Raw genomic sequence first — 19612 nt, 5'->3', positions numbered from 1 at the left:
CAGAAAGTACTAAAAGGAACAGACCAACCCATGGACGTCCAGACCGACCAAGCTGCGCTGTCCGCGCATGACACCCGGCGGCGCGTGTTCGCCATCGTCGGCGCCTCATCGGGCAACCTCGTCGAGTGGTTCGACTTCTACATCTACTCATTCTGTGCGCTGTACTTCGCGCCGGCATTCTTCCCGAGCGGCAACACGACGACGCAGCTGCTGAACACGGCCGGCGTGTTCGCGGCCGGCTTCCTGATGCGTCCGATCGGCGGCTGGCTGTTCGGCCGCATCGCCGACCGTCATGGCCGGCGCGCGGCGATGATGATCTCGGTGCTGATGATGTGCGGCGGCTCGCTCGTGATCGCGGTGCTGCCGACCTATGCGCAGATCGGCGCGCTCGCGCCGGCGCTGCTGCTGGTCGCACGGCTGTTCCAGGGCCTGTCGGTGGGCGGCGAGTACGGGACGAGTGCGACCTACATGAGTGAAGTGGCGCTCAAGGGCCGTCGCGGCTTCTTCGCGTCGTTCCAGTACGTGACGCTGATCGGCGGCCAGCTGTGCGCGCTGCTGGTGCTCGTGATCCTGCAGCAGACGCTGTCGGCCGGCGAGCTGAAGGCATGGGGCTGGCGCATTCCGTTCGTGGTCGGCGCGGCGGCCGCGCTGATTTCGCTGTACCTGCGCAAGTCGCTCGACGAGACGTCGACGAGCGCGTCGCGCGACAAGAAGGACGCGGGCACGATCCGCGGCGTGTGGCAGCACAAGGGAGCGTTCTTCACGGTGGTCGGCTTCACGGCCGGCGGCTCGCTGATCTTCTACACGTTCACGACGTACATGCAGAAGTACCTCGTGAACACGGCCGGCATGCACGCGAAGACGGCCAGCAACGTGATGACCGTCGCGCTGCTCGTCTACATGCTGATGCAGCCGGTGTTCGGCGCGCTGTCGGACAAGATCGGCCGCCGCACGTCGATGATCCTGTTCGGCTCGTTCGCGGTGATCGGCACGGTGCCGCTGATGCATGCGCTGAAGGACGTGACGAGCCCGGTGGCCGCCTTCGTGCTGGTGACGGTCGCGCTGGCGATCGTCAGTTTCTACACGTCGATCAGCGGCCTCATCAAGGCCGAGATGTTCCCGCCGGAAGTGCGCGCGATGGGCGTCGGCCTGTCGTATGCGGTGGCGAACGCGATCTTCGGCGGCTCGGCCGAGTACGTCGCGCTGTGGTTCAAGTCGATCGGCAGCGAGGAAACCTTCTACTGGTACGTGACCGTGCTGTGCGCGATCTCGCTGATCGTGTCGTGGCGGATGCGCGATCCGAGCAAGGAAGGGTACCTGCGTCACGAGCCGTGATCGATTGCGCCGTGCGCGCATGTGCATCGTGACGAACGTCCCGCCAGCCGGCGGGACGTTTTCGTTGGTGCGCGCGATTCTGCCGGGGCGACGCACGGTCGGGATCCGGTGCCGGGGCCTGGACAGGCGCGGGCATGAGCGTACGCCGTCATATCGATATGGAAATCGATTCGTTGCCTGTTGCGGGCGATTTCCTTACTCTGAACCCGTAGTTCGTGTGACACCTCCTTGACTGGGATTCGCGCCCGCTGCTTGCAGCGGGCGTTTTTTTGTGCGGCGGCAATGTGTTCTCGTAGCTCGCGCGTCTCATCACGAAACCCGCAGAGCAAAGCACCATTTGTTGGTTCGGATTCGCCGCACGCGCTGATACGTTAGCGGCTTCGCGACGACACACTTCGCCGCGATGTTTTTCGAACCGTGCCGCCGCGCGATCCGCGGCGGCCTCATAACAAATCAGGTCGTGCTCATGAAAATCAACACGCTCGCTACGTGGCTCGTCGGGGTCGCGCTCATTACCGCAGGCACCGTCGCGCATGCGGACCGTCTCGACGACATCAGGAAGGCCGGTGTGCTGCGCGTCGCGACGTTCGACAGCAACCCGCCGTTCGGTTATGTCGACGCGAAAAGCAACCACATCGTCGGTCTCGACGTCGATTACGCGAAGGCGCTTGCCGACAAGCTCGGCGTGAAGCTGCAACTGCAGCCGACCAACCCCGCGAACCGCATTCCGTTCCTGACCTCCGGCAAGGTCGACCTCGTGCTCGCGAATTTCACGATCACCGACGAGCGCGCGAAGCAAGTCGACTTCAGCATCCCGTATTTCTCGTCGGGCCAGCAGTTTCTCGCGAAGAAGGGCGTGCTGAAATCGGCCGACCAGCTGAACGGCCTGCGCGTCGGCGCGGACAAGGGCACGACCAACGAAATCACGCTGCGCGAGAAATTCCCGAAGGCGACGATCGTCGCATACGACGACACGCCGTTCGCATTCGCCGCGCTGCGCGCCGGCAACGTGCAGGCGATCACGCAGGACGGCCCGAAGCTGATCGGCCTGCTCGCGAACGTGCCTGACAAGCAGAACTACGAGATCCCGGCGTTCACGATCTCGAACGACTACATGGGCGTCGGCGTGCCGAAGGGCGAGACGCGCCTGCTCGGCTTCGTCAACGACACGCTGAAGGGGCTCGAGGCGAGCGGCCGCGCCACGCAGATCTACGACGCATGGTTCGGGCCGACGACGAAGACGCCGCTCACGCGCATTTTCCGGATCGGCGACAAGACCTGACCGCTTCCGCACGCACGCCGCGACCGGCCGGAAGATCGGCCGCGCGGCGTTGTTCGCATACCTCCGATCGCGCGCTTCGTGCGCGCTTCCCAGCATGCTCGGGTTGGCTCCCAAATATCTGTCCTGGCTCTGGCAGGGCTTCCTGCTGACACTCGGCCTCGCGGCCGCGTCGGCCGTCGCCGCGACCGTCGGCGGGCTGCTGCTCGCCGTGATGCGGCATGCGCGCGGCAGGGCGCCGCGTGCGGCCGCCACCGCGTACGTGATTGCATTTCGCAACACGCCGTTGCTGGTGCAGTTGCTGTTCTGGTATTTCGGTGTCGCGTCGTTGCTGCCCGATACGTGGACGGCGTGGCTCAATGCGCGCCATGCCGCGAGCGTGGGCCCGTTCACGCTCGCGTGGCCGTCGTTCGAATTCGTGGCCGGGTGGGTCGGGTTGAGCGCCTATACGGCTGCCTTCGTCGCCGAGGAATGCGAAGCCGGCCTGCGCGGCGTGCGGCGTGCGCAACACGATGCGGCGGCCGCGCTCGGCCTCACGCCGATGCAGTCGCTGCGCTACGTGGTGCTGCCGCAGGCCGTGCGCATCGCGTTGCCGCCGTTGTTCGGCCAATACATGAATCTCGTGAAGAACTCGTCGCTCGCGATGGCGATCGGCGTCGCCGAGTTGTCGTATGCGTCGCGGCAGGTCGAGACCGAGACGTTCAAGACGTTCGCCGCATTCGGCGTCGCGACGCTGCTGTACGTCGCGGCGGTGGCCGCGATCGAGGCCGGCGCGTATGCGGCCACGCAATGGCGCGACCGGCTCGGAGCGGGGCGCTGACGATGGATCTTTCGCTGCTTTTCTCGAATCTGCCGTACCTGCTCGTCGGCGCGTTTCCGGACGGCCCGCTCGGCGGCGCCGCGCTGTCGCTGGTGCTGGCGCTCGCGTCCGCGATCGCGTCGGCCGCGCTCGGCGTGGTGCTCGGCGTCGCGATGGCGCTTGTACGCGGCCCGGCGCGCGTGCTGCTGCTCGCGTTCATCGGCTTCTTTCGCGCGATTCCGGTGCTGATGCTGATCTTCTGGACGTATTTCCTGATGCCGGTGCTGCTGCACATGGATGTGCCGGGGCTCGCGACGGTCGTGTGCGCGCTGGCGCTGATCGGTGGCGCGTATCTCGCGCATGCCGTGCATGCGGGGATCGTCGCGGCCGGCGACGGGCAATGGCAGGCCGGCCTGTCGCTCGGGCTCACGCGCTGGCAGACGGTGCGCTACGTGCTGTTGCCACAGGCGATCCGGATCATGACGCCGTCGTTCGTCAACCAGTGGGTCGCGCTCGTGAAGGACACGTCGCTCGCGTATATCGTCGGCGTGCCGGAACTGTCGTTCGTTGCAACGCAGGTGAACAACCGGCTGATGGTGTATCCGGCGCCGATCTTCCTGTTCGTCGCGGTCATCTATCTGGTGCTGTGCACGTCGCTCGACGGCGCGGCGCGGTGGTTGCTGTCGTGGCGGCCGCGGGGGCGGCGTGTCGAGAGCACGGCGGTTGAACGGATCAAATCCCTCCGATGATGTAATCCCGATACGCGGTTGCAAGGGAGCCGATTACTGGTCGCATGCCGATTCGAGTGATCCTGCTCCCGTTCCACGAATGCGATAGTCGAGGAAACACCGGACGGCAGTGCCAGAAACCGGTGAGCGAACGACAGGCGCGCGTCGGTGTGTCGGCCGGTCCTCGGTGGCGAGCAAATAGAAACTCACCGTGAACATTGCGATGAACGCGAGGCCCAGCCCGATCGACACAATGGTGGGGGGCAGCGATCGCGGAAACTCCTGTGGTAAGTGCGCCGATGCGGAAATGCATCGCCGGAGGTGCCGTATCTGGCCGCGCCGAGGAAGCTGATATGTGGCTGAAAGAAGGCTAATTTCAGGTCATGCGCCGATTCGCCCTCGCAATTCTGTCAGGGATTTTTGAGATGATGGGTGAGGTAATATTCGCGCGAATTGCCGTAGCCAATACCGTCAATATTTGCGACTAACCGAATTCACTGTTCAGTCTGCACGGTTGGGGCCGCCGATCGGCGCGTTCGTCGCTAATACGACTGTGAAGAGATCACCGGCTCGTCGCTTCTCGGCAACGCTTGACACTTGTTGACGCTGTTCGATTAGATTCCGTGCGATGTTCGACGGCCGTGAGAGCGGATCGGACGAATCGCGAGTAGACCAGGATCATGAACAAAAACCATTATCGGCTGGTATTCAGCCGCGTGCGGGGTATGTTGGTTGCGGTGGAAGAAACCGCAAGTGCATCGGGTAACGCTGGGCGGGGCGAAATCGGTTTCGCCATTCGTTCGCCGCACACATTCGCAAGATGCGCGCTTCGTCAGGTAGCACTCGCTGCACTGGTTGCAGTCGGCGTGGTGCCGATATGGGCCAATGCCCAGGTTGTTGCGGGCGGTGCGCATGCGCCATCGGTAATCCAGACACAGAACGGACTTCAACAGGTGAACATCAACCGTCCCGGCTCGTCGGGCGTGTCGATGAACACGTACAACCAGTTCGACGTACCCAAGCCCGGGATTATTCTCAATAACTCCCCGATCAACGTCCAGACTCAATTGGGCGGCGTTATCGGCGGCAATCCTAATTACCGCGCTGGCGACGCCGCGCGTCTGATCGTCAACCAGGTCAACAGCAACAACCCGAGCTTTATTCGCGGCAAGGTCGAGATTGGAGGCGCAGCCGCGCAGCTCGTGATCGCGAACCAGGCCGGCTTGGTCGTGGATGGAGGCGGCTTCCTGAATACGAGCCGAGCCACGCTGACAACAGGCAATCCGAACTTCGGGCCGGACGGTTCGCTCACGGGCTTCAACGTGAACCAGGGTCTGATTACCGTGGCCGGCGCGGGTCTCGATACCGCCAATGTCGATCAGGTGGATTTGTTGGCGCGCGCCGTACAGATCAACGCGAAGGCTTACGCGAAGACGCTGAATGTCGTCGCCGGATCGAATCAGGTCGACTACACCACCCTGAACGCCACGCCGATCGCCGGCAACGGCGCAGCACCCAGCATCGCGATCGATGTCAGCCAGCTCGGCGGTATGTACGCCAATAGGGTGTTTTTGGTGTCTTCAGAGAGGGGCGTCGGTGTTGCCAATGCGGGCGACATCGCCGCGCAAGCGGGGGATCTGACGCTGCTCGCGAACGGTCGTCTCGTGCTGTCGGGGCAGACCAATGCGGCCGGCAATATGTCGCTGTCGGCCGCGGGTGGTATCCAGAACAGTGGGGTCACCTACGGCAAACAGTCGGTCACGGTCGACACCGGCGCGGACCTGACTAACAGCGGTGCGTTGACCGCCCAACAGAACCTGACCGCCAACGTCGGCAGCCTCAACTCGACGGGCACATTCGGCGCAGGCATCAACGCCGACAGCACGGTCGGCACGAGTGGCGATCTGAGCGTGACGAGCACAGGACAGCTAACCGCGACGGGGACTAACAGCGCGGGCGGCAACGCGACGTTCATCGGTAGCGGTGTGGATCTGTCGCACAGCGCGACGGCCGCCAACGGCAACCTGATGGTGAGCGCCACGGCAGGCGACGCGAATCTGGCGGGCTCGACCGTCACCGCGAAAGGTGCAGTGAATGCCAATGCGGCTGGCACGATCATCAACGATCGGGGCAACCTGTCCAGCGGCGCGGGCATGACGCTCGGCGGCGGCAACCTGTCGAATCAGGGCGGCCGCGCCTATTCGCAAGGCCCGCTGTCCGTGCAGATGGCCGGCACCGTGTCGAACCAAAACGGCATGCTGAGTTCGCAAAGCACGGTCGACGTTCTCGGGAGTGCGATCCAGAACAATGCCGGGCTGATTCAGAGCGCGGGCAAGCAAACGATTGCGGGCGCATCGATCGACAATAGCGCCGGTCGGCTGATTTCCCTGAACGCGGACGGCCTGTCGGTGACGGCAACGGGCGCACTCACGAACGCGGCCGGCGCGAATGTGAGCGGCGATCCGGGCGGCGTCATCGGCGGCAAGGGCGACGTGACCGTACAGGGGAACACGGTCACGAACAGCGGCTCGGTGTCGGCCGACGCGAACCTGCACGTGATCGGCCAGAGCGTCGACAACGGCAACGGTATCCTGCACGCCGGGCAGACTGCGACAGTCGAAGCCGGCACTCATTTTGCGAATGCGAACGGCCGGGTTGAGGGCCAAAGCGCCGTGTTGAACGGCACGACGCTGGACAACTCCCAAGGCACGATCAATGCGGAGACAGTCTCGCTGAACGGTTCGACGCTGCTGAACCACGGCGGTACGGTCACGCAGACCGGCACTGGCCCGATGACGGTCGCGATTACCGACACGCTGGACAATTCGAACAACGGTCTGATTCAGACGCGCAGCACGGATCTGTCGCTCACGCCTGCTACGCTGATCAACGACAACGGCGGCACGATCACGCACGTCGGCACGGGTGCGCTGACGGTCGGCAACGCTTCAGGCACGGTCAACAACCAAGCGGGGGCCATCGCCAGCAACGGCCGCACGGTCTTGCAGGGCAAGACGATCGACAACTCGGCCGGTTCAGCGTCCGGCCAAACGGGCCTGAGCGTCAATGCGGCCGACTCGATCACGAATACGAGCGGCAAGCTCACGTCGAACGCCAACGTCGACGTAAACGCCGGCGGCGCACTGATCAACGACGGCGGCGAACTCGGTTCGAAGACGGCGACCACGACAATTCATGGTGCGTCGCTGTCGAACCTCGGCGGCAAAATCGCGTCGCCCGTGCTGGCGGCAACCGTCGCCGGCCTGATTGACAACAGTCAGAACGGCGACATCGAAGCCAATCGGCTTGCATTGACAGCCGCGAACCTGAAAAACGAGGGCGGCCGCATCTCGCAATGGCAGAACGGGCCGACCACGCTCGCCATTTCCGGCACGCTTGATAATTCGAATGGCGGTGTCATCCAGACCAACAGTGCGGATCTGACGCTCACACCAGCCGTTCTCGACAACTCGAAAGGCACCCTCACGCACGGCGGCACCGGCACGCTGACGCTCATGCCCGGTAACGGCGCGGGGGCCTTGAACAACAGTGGCGGCACGATCGGCACCAACGGCCAAGCCATCTTGAAGGCCGGCAGTCTGGACAATGGTAGCGGCGTCATCGCTGCGAAGCTGGGTCTGTCTGCGATGATTGCCGGAGCAATGAACAACGCTCAGGGCCTGATGCGCTCGAACGCGCACCTGTCGATGATCAGCGGCGGCGCGTTGTCGAACCGGCAAGGGCACATCGAGGCGGGCCAAGCGGGTGACGCCAGCACGCTGTCGATTCAGGCCGCGTCGATCGACAACACCGACGGTGCGGTGCACGACTTCGGTAGCGGCGCGATGAACGTGCGGGGCGGCAGCCAGATCGTGAACAGCCACGCGGGCGGCGTCGCCGGCATGGGGCAGATGACAGGGCAAGGCGATGTGACGATCGGCGCGGCCTCGATCTCGAACACGCAGGGCGGCCAGTTGATGGGCGCGAACCTGCTGGTTCAAGGCGATACGCTGGACAACACCGGAGGCCAGATCGGCAATGTTGCGAATGCAGCGGGCGACGTGAACGTAAACACGACAGGCGCGATCTCGAACACCGGTGGTTCGATCGGCTCGACACGCGACCTGACGGTGGCGGCTTCGACGTTGTTCGGCGGTGGCACATACAGCGCGGCGCACGACGCGACGATCAACCTGCAAGGCGATTTCACGACCACACCGCAAACGCAGTTCAACATCGGTCACGACCTGACCTTCGCGTTGCCGGGCACGTTCACGAACAACGCGAACCTGCAATCGGTCAACAATCTGACGCTCAACGCCGGCAACATCGTCAACACGGGCGCGATCACGGCCGGTAGCTTGCTCAGGACGCATTCGGGCGACCTGACGAACTATGGCGCGATGGTGGGCGGCAGCGTCGCCATCCAGGCTAGCGGTACCGTGTCGAACCTCGGCCCTGTCGCGTTGATCGGCGCATCGGACACGTCGGGCCTGCTGGAAATCCTCGCACACGACATCGAGAACCGCGACGACACGACGCTGGGCGATTCGATGCCGACCACGACGATCTTCGGGCTCGGCAAAGTGGCTTTGGCGGGCGGCAAGGACGCGAACGGCAACTACACGAACGCGGCGTTGATCAACAATTCGTCGGCAGCGATCCAGTCGGGTAGCTCGATGGAACTGCACGCCGACAAGGTTACGAACACGCGGCGCGTGATGCAGACCTCGGGCAACACGAGTCAGGTCGATCCCGCGCTGCTGCAACAGCTCGGCATCAGCATGTCAGGGTGCGCTGCTTACTTCATGGCAGCCTGTAGCGGTCAGGACGTTCACTGGGTCAACATCTTTCACGACCCCAACGATCCCAGCTACGATCCCGCGCCGATCATCGCCGCGCTCAAATTGCAGCCGGGTGGTGTGTTCACCGTTCCGCCGGACGGCGGCCAGTGGAACAGCGGGTATCAGTACACGACCTACGAGGGCAAGGCGACCGCCAACACCGTGACGAAGCTGAGCCCGGGCGCGCAGATCGCGTCGGGCGGTGATCTCGACGCGTCGACGGTCAAGACGTTCCAGAACTACTGGAGCAGCGTGACGGCGGCCGGCGACATCAAGCAGCCCGTGAGTCTCGACATGGACGGCTGGGGCGCAACGAGCCAGCAAGCGCCGGGCGTGACGGTCACGTATTCCGGGTACTACCACTACAACAACTACGACAACACCGAACACAACTGGACCTTGCCGTTCGGCGACAAGCCGTTCGTCGGCGGCCCGGGTGGATACACGCAGGCGGCGCCGGCCGACGTGCGGCAATACAGCTTGCCCGACTATCGCTCGACGTGGGGCGCGAACGGCGCGATCTCGGGCAATGGCGTGAGCGTGAACAACACGGCGGCCAATGCGACCATTCCGTCGCTCGGCCTGCTGCCCGGTCAGGCCGTGCCGGGACTGACGATCGGCACGGTGAGCGGTAACGCGAGCGGCACGCAATCCGGAGCCGCCGCGATCAAGGGTGGTACGCCCACCTGGGTCGATCCGGTGATCGCAAGCGCGACCGCTGTGAGCGTGTTGAACAACCTGACGATTCCGCAGGGCGGCCTGTACCGGCCCAATCCGGCTCCGAATCCGACGTACCTGATCGAGACGAACCCCGCGTTCACGCGGATGAACAATTTCCTGTCGAGCGACTATTACCTTCAGCAGATCGGCGTGAATCCGCTGACGACCGAAAAGCGGCTCGGAGACGGGTTCTACGAGCAGCAGCTCGTGCGCAACCAGGTAACGCAACTGACGGGCAAGGCGGTATTGGGGCCGTATACGGACCTTCAGGGCATGTATCAGTCGCTGATGGCCGCGGGCGCTGAATTGTCGAAGTCGCTGAACCTGCCGCTCGGCATGAGCCTGTCGGCGCAGCAGGTGGCCGCGCTCACGAGCAACGTGATCATCATGCAGACCGAGACGGTCGGCGGTCAACAAGTGCTCGTGCCGGTCGTGTATCTGGCGAAGGCCGATCAGCAAAATGCGAACGGTCCGCTGATCACGGCCGGCAATATCGATTTGAAGAACACGCAGGTCTTCACGAACAGCGGCACCGTGAAGGCGGATACGACGCTCGCGCTTCAGGGCAAGCAGATCGACAACGCATTCGGTGCGCTGCAAAGCGGCGGGCTGATGTCGCTCGATACGACAGGCAACGTGGATCTCACGTCGGCCAACGTGAAGGCCGGCAGCCTCGAACTGAACGCAGGCAACAAGCTGATTCTGGATACCGCGACGCAGACGACGCACCAGGTCAGCCGCGACGGCGCGAAGAGCGACAAGACGGCGCTCGGGCCGGCCGCGAACCTGAACGTGGTCGGCGACGCGTCGATCAAGACCGGCGGCGACTTCCAGCAGAACGCGGGCAACCTGAACGTCGGCGGGAATCTGAACGCCAATATTGGCGGGAACTGGAACCTCGGCGCGCAGCAGACCGGCGAGCACAAGGTCGTGCAGCGAGCGAACGGCGTGTCGGATACGGACCTCAACAGCGCGACCGGCAGCACCGTAAACGTCGGTGGCAAGTCGGCCATCGGTGTGGGCGGCGACCTGACGGCGCAGGGTGCGCAACTCAACTTCGGTCAGGGCGGCACGGTCGCGGCCAAGGGCAACGTGACCTTTGGCGCGGCGAGCACCACGTCGACCATCAACGCCAACAGTTCGGGCGACCAAGGCAATCGCAGCTATGCGGAAACCCGGCATGGGGCGGACCAGGCGCTGACGGGCACGACCGTCAAGGGCGGCGATACGCTCAACGTGGTGTCGGGCAAGGACATCAATGTCATCGGCAGCACGATCGACCTGAACAAGGGCGATGCGAACTTGCTGGCGGCCGGCGATGTGAATGTCGGGGCCGCGACCGAAACGCATGTGTACAACTCGCACGAGACGCATAGCCGTAGCGGCGTCGTGAGCGGCACGAAAATCGCCAGCAGCCAGGACGCGACCAGCACTGTCGCGAACGGCAGCCTGATTTCGGCGGACGGTGTGTCAATTGGTAGCGGCAAGGACATCAACGTTCAGGGTAGTACGGTCGTCGGTACACACGACGTGACGCTGAACGCGGCGCACGACGTGAACATCACGACGTCGCAGGACACCAGCCAATCATCAACCACCTATCAGGAGCAGCACTCGGGCCTGATGTCGGGCGGCGGCCTGTCGTTCTCGGTCGGCAACAGCAAGCTTGCGCAGCAGAATCAATCGTCGAGCGTGACGAACAACGCCAGTACGGTCGGCTCGGTCGACGGCAATCTGTCCGTCAACGCGGGCAATACGCTGCATGTGCAAGGCAGCGATCTGGTTGCAGGCAAGGACGTGACCGGGAAGGCGGCGAACATCGTCGTCGATTCGGCCACCGACACCACGCATCAGGCGCAACAGCAGCAGACGAGCAAGAGCGGGTTGACGGTCGGCCTGTCGGGCTCGGTAGGCGATGCGATCAACAACGCGATCGGCGAGACGCAGGCCGCGCGCGAATCGGCGAAGGACAGCAACGGCCGCGCATCGGCACTGCATAGCATCGCGGCGGCCGGAGACGTGGCATTCGGCGGCATGGGCGGCGCAGCGCTGTTGAACGGCGCAAAGGGGCCACAGGCCCCGAGCATCGGCGTGCAGGTCAGCGTCGGTTCGAGCCATAGTTCGATGCAGTCGTCCGAAGACCAGAGGATTCAGCGCGGCTCCAGCATTAACGCGGGCGGCAATGCGAAGCTGATCGCGACGGGCAACGGTACGCCGAAGGACGGCAACATCACGATCGCGGGTTCGAACGTGAACGCGGCCAACGTTGCGTTGATCGCGAATAACCAGGTCAATCTCGTCAACACGACCGATACGGACAAGACACAGAGTTCGAACTCGTCGTCGGGGTCGAGCGTCGGCGTATCGATCGGCACGAACGGCATCGGCGTGTCCGCGTCGATGCAGCGTGCGCATGGCGACGGCAATTCGGACGCGGCGATCCAGAACAACACGCATATCAACGCGAGCCAGACCGCAACCATCGTGAGCGGCGGCGACACGAACGTGATCGGCGCGAACGTGAACGCGAACAAGGTTGTGGCTGACGTGGGCGGTAACCTTAACGTGGCGAGCGTTCAGGATACGACCGTGAGCGCCGCGCATCAATCGAGCGCGGGCGGCGGTTTCACGATCAGCCAGACCGGCGGCGGAGCGAGTTTCAGTGCGCAGAATGGCCATGCAGACGGCAACTATGCGGGCGTGAACGAGCAGGCGGGCATCCAGGCCGGTGCTGGCGGGTTCGACGTGGCCGTGAAGGGCAATACCGACCTGAAGGGCGCGTATATCGCCAGCACGGCCGACGCGTCGAAGAACAACCTGACGACTGGCACGCTCACGACGAGCGACATCGAGAACCACTCGCACTACAGCGCGAACAGCGCGGGCTTCAGCGCGGGCGCGTCGGTCGGGTCGAGCAACAAGGCAGTCGGCCCGTCGTCGGTATCGGGCTCGGGCGGCGTCACGCCGATGGTGTTCCAGAACGACAGCGGCGACCAGAGCGCGACGACGAAGAGCGCGGTGAGCGCCGGCACGATCAACATCACGAAGCCGGGTGAGCAGACGCAGGATGTCGCGAATCTGAACCGCGACGCGACGAACTTGAACGGGACCGTTTCGAAGACGCCCGACGTTCAGAAAACGCTGTCGCAGCAGGCCGATACGATGAATGCGGCGCAGGCGGCCGGGCAGACGGTGTCGCAGGCGATCGGTGCGTATGCTGACGGCAAGCGCAAGGACGCGATCGACGCTGCCAAGGCCGCCTACGAGCGCGGCGACCTCGTTGCGATGCAGTCGTACATTGACCAGGCGAAGAGCTGGGATGAGGGCGGGGCGTCACGCGCGGAATTGCAGATGGGCGGTGGTGCGCTGATCGGCGGGCTCGGCGGCGGCAGCGCGCTCACGGCGATAGGTGGTGCAGCGGGGGCCGGCACGTCATCACTGCTGGCGAACCAGGCTGAGAGGATCAGCAAATCGGTCGGTGATACGACCGGCTCGTCGTTGGTCGGCAGCATCGCTGCGAACGTGGCGGCAACGGTGGGTGGTGCACTAGTCGGCGGCAGCGCCGGAGCGGCCGCCGCATCGAACGTCGAGCTTTACAATGCCAGCGAAGACAAGAACCGAGGCGAGGATCAGAAGGAAATCGCGGAGCTTAAGAAGGCGCTGGATAAAGAGCGCGCGATGATCGGTCAAGTCAATCTGACGCAACGCCAAGAGGACGGACTGACAACTGTGCCGGCCACTGCTGTGGCGGGTGTGTTCGCTGGCGGTAAGGCAACAGGAGGCGCGAAGGCTACCGCGCTACTGCCGGCCGCTAAGCCCGGTATCGTAGTGGCAAATGCGATGAACCCCACCGAGGTATCGCAAGCAAATGACATTGTTGCAATGCAGGGGGGGAAATTTGTCGGTGCACCAACCAACAACTATCCAGGCATTGATGGCTGGATAGACGGAGTTCCTGCAAGCCTGAAGAGTGTGACCGGGAATGGAATGAATGCTGTTCAGAGAAATATCGTAACCGGTGCAAATCAAATGAAAAATGCCGGTGAAGTTGGAAACATCTATGTCGACGCAACAAAAGCTGGTGTCAACATTCAAGATGTGACGAAGTGGGTTCAACCCGGAACCCCGGTCTCCAATATTTTGAATGAGGGGATGGTTAACAATATCGTCATTAAAACCCTCAATGGCTGGGTTAATTTGACCAGATCTGCAATCACCACTCCCCCGGGAGGAAGCAAATGAACAGCTCTTTGGTGGATATGAAAGAACGTCCGTCGGGCGAGCGAATGGCGAAATGCATTGAAATGCTATTTCTCGAACTCGGAAGCTCGTGCCCGATCATTGACTCGAGAAATTATGGGGGAGGCAATGAGGCGCTATACGTGCGAGGAGGGCGGGAGGACGAATGGTGCTGGGTCAATATAATTGAGTGGCCGCCGGGGCAAAGTATTTCTGATGGGTATCCGTACTCCTGTTCTATAGAAAGCCGCGGTGACGATTTATTTTCTGCGATTGTTGTATCGGCAATTGCATCGATGTTTGGTGGTCAAGTTTATGATGATGCTGGGTATTTGTATCCCGGACGAGAATTCTCGCCTAATGAATTTAGGAGGGAGTTGTTGTTGAAAATTCATCAAAAACCGCTTTGAATATAGATTGTCTCGAAAAATGAAAAATATGAAGCGGTGTTGGGTTTGCTTGCTTTCTGTCTTCATTTCGTGTGTCGCGGAGGCACAACAAGCGCCGACGCCGCCTGATCAGGCCGCCGCCCGCGCGAATGCCGAGCAGAATCAACAGGTGCAACAGCGCCGTGATGCCCAGCAGCGCGAAGCCACCGTGCAAGCGCCGGGCGTGCGCTCCGATGTGCCGCGTCCAGAATCTTACCCCGTACTGCCGACTGAGACGTCGTGTTTCCGAATCGATCGTTTTACGCTCGACGTGCCCGACTCGTTACCGGTCGCCGCGAAGATGCAGGGCGCATCCGCCTTGCCGATGGATCGCTTCGCCTTTGCGCGCGACTGGCTTGCGCACTACGCCGGCCAATGCGTCGGCAAGCAAGGCGTCGACCTGATCGTCAAGGGACTCTCGCAGGCCATCCTCGCACGCGGTTACATCACGACCCGCGTACTCGTGCCCGAGCAGGATTTGTCCACCGGCACATTGAAGCTTGCGCTGATTCCGGGCGTGATCCGCCACGTGCGTTTCGAGGACGAGAAGCTACGCGGAACGTGGAAGACCGCATTCCCGACGCGCGACGGCGACGTGTTGAACCTGCGCGACATCGAACAAGGGCTTGAGCAGATGAAGCGCGTCTCAAGCCAGGATGTGTCGATGCGGATCGCACCGGGCGATACGCCTGGCGAAAGCGATGTCGTACTCGACGTGAAGCGCGGCAAGCCATGGACCGTCGTCGCCTCCATCGACAATTCCGGCACGCGTGCGACGGGCAAACTGCAAGGCAACGTATCGCTTGGCATCGACAACCCGCTGGGCCTGAACGACATCTTCAACGTCGGCTTCAACCAGGATCTGGAATTCGGCGACAAGCGCTTCGGCTCGCACGGATGGAACGCGTTCTATTCGATCCCCTGGGGCTACTGGACCGGCACGCTCTCCGCCTACACCAACACGTACTTTCAACCACTTGCGGCCGTGAATCAGACGTTCGTTGCGAGCGGCAACATGAAGACGATCGATTTCAGGCTCAATCGTGTGCTGACGCGCAGCCGGAACGATGTGTTCGGCGCACAGGTTCGCCTGACGCGCCGTTTCGGCGACAGCTATATCGAAGGCACGACGATACCGTCGTCGCACCAGAACGCGACCTTTCTCGAACTCGGGTTGACTGACCGGCACTATTTCGGCTCGTCGCAGTTCGACGGCTCGCTTGCCTATCGTCAGGGCTTGGGCTGGCTCGGCTCGACCGATAGCATGTTCGCGGCAGAGGGAGGGCAGACGTACCGATTCAAGATGATCGTGCTCGATGCGAATCTGTCGACACCGTTTGCGATTGGGGCGCAGCCGTTCAAATACGTGACGACCTTTCATGGTCAGTACACCGGCAACACGGTTTCATACCTCGATAGCGTCACGATCGGCAGTCGTTATACCGTGCGGGGATTCGACGGTGAAACGCTGCTGGCGGCATCACGCGGGTTCTACTGGCGCAACGAATTGCAGGTACCCATCGCGCAGACCGGGGCATCGGCCTATGCAGGTCTCGACTACGGTCGGGTCTGGGGACCGGAGCCGGTTGCCTTGGTCGGCACGCAGCTCGCCGGTGCAGTGATTGGCTTCAAGGGCAGTGTCGCGACTCGGTTCGGCGGATACGGCTACGATCTCTTCGCGGGTACGCCTGTCTACAAGCCGTCGGGTTTTCCGACCGCGCGAGTGACGCTCGGTTTTCAGGTGACTGCTCAGTTCTGAAGACAATGAGCCAAGGTACTTCTCCGACACGTACACGTCGCAAGCCCGACGTTGCATATGCCCGTCTGGTCGAGATTGCCGCCGAACGGGGGCATACGCTTCTAACGCTCGAATGGCGAGGGCTGAAGTCCTACTATGAATTCCGCTGCGAATCGGGCCATGACTTCACGCGCATAGGCACTGTCGCGATGCGCGGCACGATAACCTGCCTCCAGTGCGAACAAGTGCGCGTGCAGCACCGCTTTCAGGAACTATTGAGTGAACGCGGTCTTGTTTGCCATGAAGGAACCTATCTCGGTCAAACGGCGCGGCAACATTTCACCTGTCGTTCTGGACACGAATGGACGACCGAGGCTCGCAAGATTCTAGACGGCCACGGGTGTCCGCGATGCGCAAAAATCGAGTTGGCCGCGTGTCTCCTACATTCCGATGGCTTGGAACGTCTTCATGAGGCGGCGGCGGAGCGCGGCGGTCGTTGTCTGACTGACACGTATATCGGTATCGCCGCGCATTACGAATGGGAGTGTGCCGAGGGCCATCGATGGACAGCCGTAGCTCACAGAATCGTCGACGGCGGATGGTGCCCGCACTGTGCTCGAATCAGGCATGGAGAACAGCAACGCGATCCGAACGGGCTCCAGCGATTGCAGGCCGCAGCGGCACTACGCGGTGGACAGCTTCTCTCGACGGAGTATCACGTGACAAATTCGAAGTACCGATTCCGATGCGCACGTGGACATGAATGGACGACGTGGGGGCATTTGGTGCTCGGCGGGGCATGGTGTCGGCATTGCGCCAATCTCGCGAAACGCCGAACGATAGAGGACATGCAGGCAATTGCCGCGGAGCGCGGTGGTCGATGCTTGAGTACCGAATATCACGGCAATCGAGTCAAATTGACGTGGCAATGCGCACACGGACATGTTTGGGACTCGATGCCGAACACGGTGGTCAATCGCGGTGCGTGGTGCCCGAACTGTTTTCGGTTGCGAATCACTCGGGATCCGGTATTGCGCCGGCGCTATGACCACGAGGGGATGTAGTGCGAGCCGCCTTCGGTATCAGGCGCAAGTCTGCTTTTACCCCGCGCCAAAACATCGGCTCAAGCCCGTGACCAGCGGACGGTGTAGAGAAGAGTGGCGGAGCACTTGACCGTACGCTCTTCCGCAACCACCAGGATCGTGTGCCCCCGAATCAGCTTCGCTCCGCCGAGTAGTGCGTATCGAAAACCGCACGCAGCGTCGACGGACCGGTCGCGAAATCGCCCCACAGCGGCCCGTCGTTCTGCGCGAACGCGAACGGCGTCGTCTTGATCGACGCAAGCCGGAAGCGCCATTGCGCGGCTTCCTGGCGGAACGCGGTGAGCTGCATGTCGGACAGCCCCGTCTGCGCGTTCGCGAGCGTGACGAGCGGATCGACCGGATCGTTCGCGACCCGCACCTCGAAATGCAGGTGCGGGCCGGTGGCTGCGCCCGTCATCCCGACCGACCCGATGCGCTGGCCCTGCTTCACCGTTTCGCCGACCTTCAGCCCGCGCGCGTACGCGGACAGGTGCGCGTAGTAGGTCGAATAGCCATCCGCATGGTCGACGATCACGTAGCGGCCATAGCCGCCCGGATCGGTGCCGACGAACGACACGACGCCATCGGCCGCCGCGTCGACCGGCGTGCCGCTCGGCGCGGCGAGATCGACGCCCGTATGGAACGCCATCGCCTGCGACAGCGGATGGATGCGCTCGCCGAAGAACGAGCTGATGCGCGTCCACTTGACCGGCATCGTGAACGCCGCGGCTTCGAGCGGCGAGCCGTCGAGCGTGTAGTACGCACCGTGTTCGGCGCCCGGCGCGTGGAACCAGATCGCGCCGAACGTGCGGCCGGCGACGCGCAGCTCGAGCGCGGTCAGGCGCGGCGTGCCGTCGTGCGTGTCGAACGCGAGGCGGTAATAGTCGCCGCGCTGCGCACTCGCGCGCATCGCGACCTTGCCGGTGACGAGATCGCCCAGCTGGATGCGCACTTCGGGCGGCACGTCGAGACGATTCAGCGTATCGGACAGCGTGAGCTCGATGTCGCCCGCGCGCATCCCTTGCCGGTGATCGGGCGACGCGAACTGGAACAGGCTCGCGTAGCCGAGCATGTCGTTGCGATGCGCGCTGAGCGGCGCGAACAGGCCCGGCTGCGGGCTGCGATCGTTGCGCTCGAGGTAGTCGTTGCGCTCGCCGAGCGTGCGTGCAAGCTCGCTCGTCACGAAATGCTGCGCGGTGGGAAACGGCGTATCGGACAGCACGCGCTGCGGCAGCGCGGCCGTGCCCGAGTCGACGGCGCCGGGCAGTTGCGATACGGCAGGCAGCGCGGCGGCGAGCCCGAAGGCGGCGAGGGCGCCGAGCACGGCGGCCGGCACGAGCGCGCGCACGAGGCGCTGCGCGCGGCCGGGCGCGAAAGCATCAGGGGTTGCGGCAGGCTTGACCAAAGGTGTCCACATCCAGGAAAGCGGTTCAAAGAGGTGTGGGCAGGAGCCGTCGGCGGTCCATGCGTCAGGGGGGCGACATGGCGGGCGACGGGCGTGCAACAAAACAGGCCCCGCCAGGGGCCTGTATCGTTCCCGTTCGACCCAACTCGCGGGGCGGGCCCCGCTTCGAACGGCGGCGTGCATGCCGGGTCGAACCCGGTTATCACGAAGACGCTAAAGAAAGATGACAGCGTCAGTCTACCGATGTTCCGCGAAACGTTAAAAATTTTAAAGAGGGTCAGCTCATTCGTTTCGCAGTGCGGTAAGTCGGGTTAAATCAGCATTTGTTACGACGATTTTCGTTAGTCCGGCAATTTTTGCGCGCGCCGGCGCAGCGCGGCCGACGTGCGGACGGCGTCGAAACCGGCGTCGAGCATCGCCTCGGCGTCGTTCCACAGGTTGCCGCGCAGCCGGTTGGTCCAGATCATCGACGCGAACACGCCTTCGAGCAGCGACACCAGATAGACGGCAGCCAGATGCACGTCGAGATCGGCGGCGATTTCGCCGGCCGCGATCGCGCGACGCAGCAGCGCCTTCGTGATCCGCAGCATCTGCAGCTCGAGCAGCATGCGGCGCCGCTGCAGCGCGCCGTTTTCCTCGCTCTGCTCGCACTTCGTATAGAGGATCACGAGCACGCGCTGCATGGGGCCCGGCTCGCCGCATTCCTGCAGGTAGTGCGACGCGGCGCGCCGCAGCGTCGCGAGCGGCGGCAGGCCGTCGCCGGCGTCGAAACCTTCCGACGTGCGCGCGAACGCGCGGTCGCACATCGCCAGACAGACTTCCATCTTGTTGCGGTAATGGCCGTAGACGGCGCCCCGCGACATCCCGGCGGCCTCGGCGAGGTCCGCCATCGCGGTTTGCGCGACGCCTCGCTCGAGCAGCACGAGCTCGGCGGCGTCGAGGATCCGGTGCTTGATGGCGAGCGATTCTTCCCGGGTCTTGCGGGCCATGTCGTGAAATTCCTTACAGTTCGCTG

General features: G+C 63.2%; 9 protein-coding genes. 7 read left to right on the top strand and 2 right to left on the bottom strand.

What is annotated here, in order from left to right; translation table 11 throughout:
* The first annotated feature begins 30 nt into the window (after positions 1–30).
* The 7 genes from KPB06_RS16640 (at position 31) to KPB06_RS16610 (ending at position 16131) form a co-directional block, all read left to right on the top strand.
* On the top strand, positions 31–1335 hold the full coding sequence (locus tag KPB06_RS16640) for an MFS family transporter (protein WP_059584128.1): 1305 nt from the start codon (positions 31–33) through the stop codon (positions 1333–1335).
* 466 nt (positions 1336–1801) lie between these two features.
* On the top strand, positions 1802–2617 hold the full coding sequence (locus KPB06_RS16635) for an ABC transporter substrate-binding protein (RefSeq protein ID WP_059584343.1): 816 nt from the start codon (positions 1802–1804) through the stop codon (positions 2615–2617).
* A 94-nt stretch (positions 2618–2711) separates the two neighbouring features.
* Positions 2712–3434 carry an amino acid ABC transporter permease gene (locus tag KPB06_RS16630; RefSeq protein ID WP_059584126.1) on the top strand — a complete coding sequence of 241 codons (723 nt, stop codon included), beginning with the start codon at positions 2712–2714 and terminating at the stop codon, positions 3432–3434.
* Between the two features lie 2 nt (positions 3435–3436).
* Entirely contained in the window at positions 3437–4162 is a 726-nt protein-coding gene (locus tag KPB06_RS16625; protein ID WP_059584345.1) for an amino acid ABC transporter permease, read from the top strand.
* 659 nt (positions 4163–4821) lie between these two features.
* Entirely contained in the window at positions 4822–13947 is a 9126-nt protein-coding gene (locus KPB06_RS16620) for a hemagglutinin repeat-containing protein (RefSeq protein WP_258048549.1), read from the top strand.
* Positions 13944–14354 (top strand): hypothetical protein, encoded by a 411-nt coding sequence (locus KPB06_RS16615; RefSeq protein WP_146075194.1) that lies wholly within the window; start codon positions 13944–13946, stop codon positions 14352–14354. The genes KPB06_RS16620 and KPB06_RS16615 overlap by 4 nt, the downstream gene beginning before the upstream one ends.
* 49 nt (positions 14355–14403) lie before the next feature.
* Positions 14404–16131, top strand: coding sequence for a ShlB/FhaC/HecB family hemolysin secretion/activation protein (locus KPB06_RS16610; RefSeq protein WP_410469509.1), 1728 nt, complete (start codon positions 14404–14406; stop codon positions 16129–16131).
* 1194 nt (positions 16132–17325) lie between these two features.
* Here KPB06_RS16610 and KPB06_RS16605 read toward each other — a convergent pair.
* Positions 17326–18597: a M23 family metallopeptidase gene (locus KPB06_RS16605; protein WP_099316381.1), complete on the bottom strand. Its 1272-nt coding sequence runs from the start codon at positions 18595–18597 to the stop codon at positions 17326–17328.
* Positions 18598–18938: 341 nt separating this feature from the next.
* The gene (locus KPB06_RS16600; protein WP_104012161.1) at positions 18939–19586 is read right to left on the bottom strand and encodes a TetR family transcriptional regulator; all 648 of its coding nucleotides are present in this window, start codon (positions 19584–19586) and stop codon (positions 18939–18941) included.
* Positions 19587–19612: the final 26 nt, after the last annotated feature.

The sequence above is a fragment of the Burkholderia semiarida genome (assembly GCF_029268935.1).
GTDB lineage: Bacteria > Pseudomonadota > Gammaproteobacteria > Burkholderiales > Burkholderiaceae > Burkholderia > Burkholderia semiarida.
The sequence above is the reverse complement of the archived record's forward strand: the minus strand, read 5'-3'. Positions and strand labels throughout refer to the sequence as shown.

Excerpts from the sequence above, each read along its gene's own strand:
- KPB06_RS16640 (WP_059584128.1), top strand. The coding sequence starts at position 31 with ATGGACGTCCAGACCGACCAAGCTGCGCTGTCCGCGCATGACACCCGG.
- KPB06_RS16635 (WP_059584343.1), top strand. The coding sequence starts at position 1,802 with ATGAAAATCAACACGCTCGCTACGTGGCTCGTCGGGGTCGCGCTCATT.
- KPB06_RS16630 (WP_059584126.1), top strand. The coding sequence starts at position 2,712 with ATGCTCGGGTTGGCTCCCAAATATCTGTCCTGGCTCTGGCAGGGCTTC.
- KPB06_RS16625 (WP_059584345.1), top strand. The coding sequence starts at position 3,437 with ATGGATCTTTCGCTGCTTTTCTCGAATCTGCCGTACCTGCTCGTCGGC.
- KPB06_RS16620 (WP_258048549.1), top strand. The coding sequence starts at position 4,822 with ATGAACAAAAACCATTATCGGCTGGTATTCAGCCGCGTGCGGGGTATG.
- KPB06_RS16615 (WP_146075194.1), top strand. The coding sequence starts at position 13,944 with ATGAACAGCTCTTTGGTGGATATGAAAGAACGTCCGTCGGGCGAGCGA.
- KPB06_RS16600 (WP_104012161.1), bottom strand. The coding sequence starts at position 19,586 with ATGGCCCGCAAGACCCGGGAAGAATCGCTCGCCATCAAGCACCGGATC.